Origin of the sequence: Micromonospora rosaria (assembly GCF_001567585.1) — a bacterium.
GTDB classification, from domain to species: domain Bacteria; phylum Actinomycetota; class Actinomycetes; order Mycobacteriales; family Micromonosporaceae; genus Micromonospora; species Micromonospora rosaria.
Genome location: NZ_LRQV01000223.1, coordinates 1 through 6553, shown reverse-complemented (window position 1 = coordinate 6553; position 6553 = coordinate 1). Strand labels below are relative to the sequence as shown.

General features: G+C 73.2%; 7 protein-coding genes and 1 riboswitch. Of the genes, 2 read left to right on the top strand and 5 right to left on the bottom strand.

The genetic code is table 11. The annotated features are described in order from the left end of the window. Positions 1-166: 166 nt before the first annotated feature. Both mycP and AWW66_RS30875 read right to left on the bottom strand, forming a co-directional pair. On the bottom strand, positions 167-1402 hold the full coding sequence (mycP, locus tag AWW66_RS30880) for a type VII secretion-associated serine protease mycosin (protein ID WP_245648566.1): 1236 nt from the start codon (positions 1400-1402) through the stop codon (positions 167-169). A 98-nt stretch (positions 1403-1500) separates the two neighbouring features. Next, complete coding sequence (locus AWW66_RS30875; RefSeq protein ID WP_067374009.1) at positions 1501-1839, bottom strand: helix-turn-helix transcriptional regulator; 339 nt, start codon at positions 1837-1839, stop codon at positions 1501-1503. Positions 1840-2052: 213 nt separating this feature from the next. On the opposite strand from AWW66_RS30875, the gene AWW66_RS30870 reads away from it, so the two are divergent. Further along, positions 2053-2706, top strand: coding sequence for a carbonic anhydrase (locus AWW66_RS30870; RefSeq protein ID WP_396890415.1), 654 nt, complete (start codon positions 2053-2055; stop codon positions 2704-2706). A gap of 81 nt (positions 2707-2787) precedes the next feature. Here AWW66_RS30870 and AWW66_RS30865 read toward each other — a convergent pair whose 3' ends face one another. The 3 genes from AWW66_RS30865 to AWW66_RS30855 form a co-directional block, all read right to left on the bottom strand. After that, a complete protein-coding gene (locus AWW66_RS30865; RefSeq protein WP_067374006.1) occupies positions 2788-3798 on the bottom strand; it encodes a coiled-coil domain-containing protein in 1011 nt (336 codons plus the stop codon). A gap of 4 nt (positions 3799-3802) precedes the next feature. Beyond that, positions 3803-3933, bottom strand: a riboswitch (cyclic di-AMP (ydaO/yuaA leader). Between the two features lie 166 nt (positions 3934-4099). Continuing rightward, positions 4100-5452: a YibE/F family protein gene (locus AWW66_RS30860; RefSeq protein WP_067374003.1), complete on the bottom strand. Its 1353-nt coding sequence runs from the start codon at positions 5450-5452 to the stop codon at positions 4100-4102. Positions 5453-5911: 459 nt separating this feature from the next. Beyond that, positions 5912-6214: a metal-sensitive transcriptional regulator gene (locus tag AWW66_RS30855; RefSeq protein WP_067374000.1), complete on the bottom strand. Its 303-nt coding sequence runs from the start codon at positions 6212-6214 to the stop codon at positions 5912-5914. Between the two features lie 122 nt (positions 6215-6336). On the opposite strand from AWW66_RS30855, the gene AWW66_RS30850 reads away from it, so the two are divergent. Continuing rightward, entirely contained in the window at positions 6337-6546 is a 210-nt protein-coding gene (locus AWW66_RS30850; protein ID WP_067373997.1) for a heavy-metal-associated domain-containing protein, read from the top strand. The last annotated feature ends 7 nt before the right edge of the window (positions 6547-6553 follow it).

Here is a 6553-nt window from a genome sequence, read left to right as displayed (position 1 = left end):
CCGCGCAACACCTGGCTGGAGGAGGACGAGGACGTCTGGGGCACCAGCGGCGGCGGCGCCCCGGGCATCCTGCGCTGAGCCCCCGGCCCCGGACCGGCGGCCCGGCCGTGGTGCGCGGTCGGTCAGCTCCCGGCCGGTCGCTGGAGGGCGGTCGGGCCCCGGTGCGTCAGCTCTCGGCCGGGGCCTGCCGTCGGCCCGGCCGCCAGCCGCGGCGACGGCCCCGGGCCAGCACCGGCTTGACGGTCAGCAGCACGCCGGCCAGCAGCACGCCCACCACCGCCGCCCAGATCGCCACCACCCGGTGCCCGGCCAACGGGTCGTCGGTGGGTACCGGCGCCGGCAGCGCGCCGAGCGGTGGATCGCTCCGGGTGCCGAGCACGCTCGTCACCGCCCGGTACGGGTTCACCACGCCGTACCCGACCTGGGCGTTGCGCCCCTCGGGCGGGTTGTCGGCGGTCCGGGTCAACCGACGGGAGACCTCCGCCGGGGTCAGGTCGGGGTGCGCGGCGCGGACCAGGGCGGCCACCCCGGAGACGTATGCGGCGGCGAAACTGGTGCCGCCCTGCGGCTCGGCGAGGTAGCCGCCACCCTGCGGGGCGGGGCCGAGGATGTTCAGCCCCGGCGCGGCGATGTCGACGTGGTCGCCGCTGACCGAGGTGTCGACGTGCCCGCCCTGCTCGTCGACCCCGGCGACCGCGATGACGCCGGGGTAGCTGGCCGGGTACGCCGGCTGGTCCTGCTGCTGCTCCCCCCGGTTGCCGGCGGCGGCCACCACCACGACCTGCCGGCGCAGCGCGTACTCGACCGCGTCGGCCAGTTCGGGGCGGGGCAGCGTGACCAGGGACAGGTTGATCACCTGTGCGCCGTTGTCGGTGGCCCACCGGATCGCCTGGGCGATCTGCCCGGGTAGCGCCTCGTCGGTGGTGCGGCGGTTGTCCCGCAGGACCCGGACCGGCAGGATCCGGGCGGCCGGCGCGACCCCGCTGTACGGCGTGCTCTCCCCGACCCGGCCGGCGATGATGCCCGCCACGACGGTGCCGTGCCCGACCTCGTCGCACTGCCCCTGGTGGGCCGGCAGACCGTTGAAGTCGCGGCCGGCGAGGACCCGGCCCCGCAGCAGCGGATGGGTCGCGGAGACACCGGAGTCGATGACGGCGACGGTGACGCCCGCGCCCTGGGTGAGCCGCCAGGCCGCCGCCGGGTCGAGCCGGCGCAGCGGCCAGGGCTGCTCGGTGGGGGCGGGCCCGCCGGTGGGGCCGCAGCGTGGCGCGGCGGTGGCCGTCGCCGGGGGTGCCGCCGTTATCGCGAGCAACGCCACGAGCGCGCCGCGCAGGACCAGGCCGGCGCCACGCCGGGTACGCCCGGTCACCGTCGTCCCTTCCGGACGCGAGGACTTGCCCACCCGCCGAGACTACCGCCGGCCCCACCCGGTACGGCGACGGGCGTGCGCCGCCCTCCGGTGCGCCGCCCCGCCGGCCGCCCGGCGGTGTCCCGGGTGGATCAGGCGACGGGGGAGCGGGTGGCCGGTCCGGTGGTGAAGAGGGCGAGCAGGGCGCCGACCTGCTGGTCCGCCTCGGCGGGGTGGCGGAAGTGGCCGGCCGGGTTGAGGGTGTACTCGTTGCGCCGGCCCACCCGGGTCCGCCGCAGGTAACCGCCGGCCTCCAGGTCGGCGACGATCGCCTGGGCGGCGCGTTCCGTCACGCCCACCTCGTCGGCGACGTCGCGCAGTCGGGCGGTGGGGTTGCGGGCGATGGCGAGCAGGACGTGTGCGTGGTTGGTGAGGAACGTCCAGTGCCGTGTGTTCCCGTTTCCGCCCGGTCTCGTCACCACGGTCGTCATGGTATGACCCGCCTCTCGGATGTCGTTCCGGCGTCGACCCACCGGAACCGTCCTCGACACCTGAAATGCATATCACGTATTACTTGACGTGTCTTGCGCTGCGTGTGACCGTGGTGGCGGCCCCGTGTCCGTCCGGACGCAGGGAGTGACCAGGCAGTTCCTCCGAGGGTGAGGTGCACCGTGAGCCCTTCTGCCGCGACCGGGTCCCGGTCGGTGTCCGAGTCCACCGCCGCCGGGGTGCCGGCGCCGACCCGCCCTCCGGAGACGCCCGCCGAGGCCGTCGCCGAGTTGCAGGCGGGCAACGAGCGGTTCGTCTCCGGCTCCCCCCGCCACCCCAACCAGGACGCCGGTCACCGGGCGGCGGTCGCCGGGGAGCAGCACCCCTTCGCGGTGATCGTGGGCTGCTCCGACTCCCGCCTCGCCGCCGAGATCATCTTCGACCGTGGCCTGGGGGACCTCTTCGTCGTCCGGACCGCCGGGCACACCACCGGCCCGGAGGTGCTGGGCAGCGTGGAGTACGCGGTGACGGTCCTGCACACCCCCCTGGTGGTGGTGCTGGGGCACGACTCCTGCGGGGCGGTGGCGGCGGCCGGGGCGGTGGCCGCCGGGGGCCTGCGACCGGCCGGACACCTCGGGGCGGTGGTCGACGCCGTCCTGCCCAGCCTGCGGCACGCCGCCGCCCAGGGCATCGGTGACCCGGAGGGGATCATCGACGTCCACATCGCCCAGACCGTCAACGAACTGGTGGGCAACTCCGCCGTGCTGGCCGCCGAGATCGCGGCCGGACGGTGCGCGGTGGTGGGGATGTCGTACCAGCTCAACGCCGGCCGGGTGCGCACGGTGGCCTCGGTACCCCGCAGCCTCTGACCCGCCCGACCCGACCGCACACGACGGACCGGGCCGCCCCCCGCAGGTGTGGGGGACGGCCCGGTCCGGTGGTCGGTGCGGCTACAGCAGCGAGACGTGCACGTGATCGGTGTGGTTCGACGGTCCGCTGTAGGAACTCCAGCCGTTGGCCGGGAACCAGATCTGCCGGTTCCAGATGACGTAGTACACGCCGAGCCGGTCGGCGTTGCGGACCAGGAACGCGGTCAGGTTGTTGCCGTACATCCGGGTGTCGTTGTTGTGCCACGGGGCGAACCCGCGGTTCTGCAACGACCAGTCGCAGGCCCGGCCCTTCGGGTGCTCCCACGGCCCGCCCGGCCGGTAGCAGCCGACGAAGCGGTCGAAGCCGGCCCGCTTCACCTCCTTGTACATGTGGAGGGTGCGGGGCGTGATGCAGCCGGACGTGGTCGGGTCGTTCTCGGTGCAGCTCATCGGTCGCCAGTTGCCGTCCGAGTCCCGCCCCGGGCCCATCCGCGCCACCGGCGACTCGGCCGCCACCAGGCCGCCGGTCAGGCCCTGCCCACCGACGAGGGCGAGCGACTTCTCCGCCTCCCGCTTCTGCTTGGCCATGATGGCGGTCTGCTTCTGCTGCTCACCGACCTCGGCGTCCAACTCCAGCTTGGCCTTGGCCGCCTTGTCCTTGACCGCCTGCACCTCGGCCAGCTTCCGGGCGTTGACCATGTTCAGCTCGTCGAGGGCCTGGGCCCGCTTGACGAACGAGTCGGGCTGGCCGCTGTCCAGCAGCATGGCCATCGCGCCGATCCGGCCGCTGCGGTACGACTGGGCCGCGATCTGCCCGACCTGCGGGGCCAGCTCGTCCAGCTCGGTCTGCGCCCGGCGGACCTCCAGGTCGAGCTGGAGCTGCCGCTTCTTGGACTTCTCCAGCTTGGCCTTGGCCTGAACGTAGCCCCGGTTGGTCGTCTCGATGACCTCGTTGAGCAGTTTCGAGTCGCCGTCCTCGTGCCCCGAGGGCCGGGAGGGCTCGGCCATCGCCGGCACGGGTCCGGCGAAGATGGCGAACGCGGTGATCACCGCCGCCGCCGGGGCCAACCAGCGGCGCAGGGGTGCCGTCACAGTCTTCCCTTCCGTCGGCCGCCGACCGGGTTAGCTGACGGGTTCGGGACGGAAGTAGCCCCTACCGCTGACGCGGATTCACCCCAGGTACCTGGTTCCCCGGCTCGCGCAGTGGCGATTGGGCGGCGGCACCGCTGGCGCCGCTGCGCGCCTTCGGCGGTGACCGGCAGCGAGGTTACCCGAGAGTCGCCCCTGGGATCTACGTCCGGAAGCCGACTTAATGCGTGATTTCGCCATGGCGGGGCGTAACCAGTGACGCGCTTCTCATGGTGCGAAGCCGTGGCGGTCACGCTGAGGAGTGTCACCATGCGGGGTCAGTGTTCCTTTCTCGGTCAGGCCACCTCGCGGGGGCGTCGGGGGACTGGTTGGCGGCCCGGGGCGCGCTCAGGGCTTCGAGCGCGTCGTGCCGTGGGGCCGGCGGACGGGCCGAGCCGGAGCCGTCGGCGGGCGGGGCCCCGGTTCCGGCCGCGGCGCGGCGGCCGGCGGCGGTGACCACCGCGGCGAGACCGGTGGTCAGCGGTACGGCGGCGACCAGCCCGAGCGTGGCGACCACGCTGCGGACGATCTCCTGGGCGAGGAACTCGCTGGTCAGCACCTGGCCGGCCGGCCGGGAGTCGGCGACCAGCAGGAGCAGCAGCGGCAGCGACGCGCCCGCGTACGCGAGCACGATGGTGTTGACGACGGAGGCGATGTGCGCCCTACCGACCCGGGTACCGGCCCGGTAGAGCTGTCTGCGGGTCAGGTTCGGGTTGGCGTGGGCCAGCTCGGTGACCGTGGCGGCCTGGGTGACCGTGACGTCGTCGAGGACGCCGAGGGAGCCGATGACGATCCCGGCCAGCAGTAGTCCGTGCAGGTCGACGTCGGCCTGGAACATCGACAGGGTGGTGGCGTTCTCGTCGCCGAACCCGGTGAGGTGGGTGGCCGCGGTCGCCGCCGCGCCGAGCAGGCCGGTGAGCACCAGGCTGCCCAGGGTGCCCAGCACGGCCACCGAGGTCTGGGCGCTGATCCCGTGGGTGAGGTACAGCACGATGAACATGATCAGCGCAGCCCCGACCACCGCCACCAGCAGCGGCGGCTGACCGGCGCTGATGCCGGGTACGACGAAGGTGATCAGGATCGCGAAGCTGGCCGCCAGCCCGCCGAGCGCGGCGAGCCCGCGCCACCTGCCGAACGCCACGATCGCGGCGGCGAAGAGCACGACCAGCCAGAGCAGTGGCTTGCCGCGCTGGTGCTCGGCGATGTTGTAGCTGCTCGACTCCGGATCGGCCGGATCGACCAGCTCCACCAGGACGACCTCGTCGTCCACCTGGACCCGGGGCGCGCCGGGCCCGTCCGGGATCGGCACCTCGACCTGCTGCCCGGAGTCCGGACCCTGCTCCACCCGGACGGTGACGGTGCCGCACGGCCCCTCCGGCCCCGCCGGGCTGCCTTCCGGGCCGGGCTCGGTGGGCAGGCACGGCTCGGTCACCATTCGGGTCACCGTGCCGTGGTACCGGGGCACGTCCCCACCCTCGTCGGCCTGCGGCGTCCGGTCCGGCCAGAGCACCAGAGCGGCGATCAACGTGGCGACGAAGAGGGGGACGACCGTCGCGACGAGGACCCGTCGCACCTGTGGTGGGGCGGACGGGGCGGGACGGGTGTGGTCGGCGCCCATTGCGACTCTCCAAACGATCCACGGCGGAATACGTGTCCATGCGCCGATTGGTTCACCCCGCCCGTGGACTCGCCGGGGTCGGCACTGTCGGGCGCCGGGCGGTGACCGGAGGTGGTCGGTGGTGGGCGCGGCACCCGGAGGTCCGTCGCGGAGATGGTAGCCACCCGACCCGCCCCGCGCAGGCGGTAGCCGTCTGTTCCCGCCGCCCGTCCCCTGGTTACCGCCCGCTGTCGGGAGATTCCGTCGGAACGTTCACCAGATGTTCATCCGCGCTCGGGAGTCGGGGCTGGTGGAGTCACGCACGGTGACGCGCGCGATGAGAGACATCCTCTTCGCGGAGATACCTGTGAGGAATAATTATTCCTCACAGGTATGTGGGCGTGAGAGGGGTGGTGTCTTTGCGGCCTCTCCCGGCCCGCCGACGGTCGGAGGCCCGGGTGGCTGCTGGGGTGGGGTGGCTCAGCCGCGCTTCATCAGTCGGCCGACGGCGGCCATCATCTCGGTGGCCATCTCGTCGGTGCGGCCCTCGGCGATGCCCTCGTGCATGCAGTGGCGCGCGTGCCCGTCGAGCAGCCCGAGGGCGACCTTGTCCAGCGCGGCCTGGATGGCGGAGATCTGGGTCAGTACGTCGATGCAGTAGCGGTCCTCGTCCACCATCTTCTCGATGCCCCGGACCTGGCCCTCGACACGGCGTAGCCGGGCGAGGAGCTGGTCCTTGCTGGCGGTGTACCCACGACTGGGCGCGGGCGTCGGAACGGTCATGGCCCCCAGGTTACCCCTACCCCCGGCGGGTATGTTAGGTTCCAGGCGTCGGATACCCCTACCGGGTATGAGTAGGATCCGCTCCGGAGGGTAACGGGGTGCGGGTGGAGAGGAGTACGGACATGGTCACCACCAGCTACCAGGTGCAGGGTATGACCTGCGGGCACTGCGTACAGGCGGTCAGCACCGAGGTCGGCGCGGTCGACGGGGTCAGTGACGTGCAGGTCGACCTGGCCAGCGGCCGGGTCACGGTCACCAGTGACCGGCCGGTGGATCCGGCGGCGGTCCGCGCGGCCGTCGACGAGGCCGGCTACGAGGTCGTCGACGCCTGACGGGCGC

What these genes read in the sequence shown, in the direction of transcription:
- AWW66_RS30875 (WP_067374009.1), bottom strand. Translation starts at nt 1,839, where the DNA reads ATGACGACCGTGGTGACGAGACCGGGCGGAAACGGGAACACACGGCAC.
- AWW66_RS30860 (WP_067374003.1), bottom strand. Translation starts at nt 5,452, where the DNA reads ATGGGCGCCGACCACACCCGTCCCGCCCCGTCCGCCCCACCACAGGTG.
- AWW66_RS30855 (WP_067374000.1), bottom strand. Translation starts at nt 6,214, where the DNA reads ATGACCGTTCCGACGCCCGCGCCCAGTCGTGGGTACACCGCCAGCAAG.
- AWW66_RS30850 (WP_067373997.1), top strand. Translation starts at nt 6,337, where the DNA reads ATGGTCACCACCAGCTACCAGGTGCAGGGTATGACCTGCGGGCACTGC.